At 65.7% G+C, this 306-nt stretch carries 1 protein-coding gene; it reads right to left on the bottom strand.

Going from position 1 to position 306, the window contains the following annotated elements:
• Positions 1 to 306: ATP-binding cassette domain-containing protein (locus tag EN869_RS33975; protein ID WP_135916158.1), on the bottom strand; the 306-nt coding region annotated here is incomplete at both ends.

Here is a 306-nt window from a genome sequence, read left to right as displayed (position 1 = left end):
GTCGGCGATCAGGATCGACGGCTTGCAGACCAGCGCCATGGCGATGCCGATGCGCTGCAGCTGGCCGCCCGAGAACTGGTGCGGAAAGGCTTGCATGCGCTGCGCGGCATTGGCGATGCCGACCAGATCAAGCATGTCGAGCGCCTGGCGCTCGGCCTCCTTTACCGGAAGGCCCTGGTGTTCGCGCAGCGCCTCGGTCAATTGCAGGCCGATGGTCAGCACCGGGTTCAGCGACGACATCGGATCCTGGAAGATCATGGCGATGTCGCGGCCACGAATCCGGCGCAGCTCGCTGTCTGGCATGGC

Source organism: Mesorhizobium sp. M2D.F.Ca.ET.226.01.1.1, assembly GCF_004022705.2.
In the GTDB taxonomy this organism is placed as follows: domain Bacteria; phylum Pseudomonadota; class Alphaproteobacteria; order Rhizobiales; family Rhizobiaceae; genus Mesorhizobium.
This window is presented reverse-complemented; position numbering and strand designations above follow the sequence as displayed.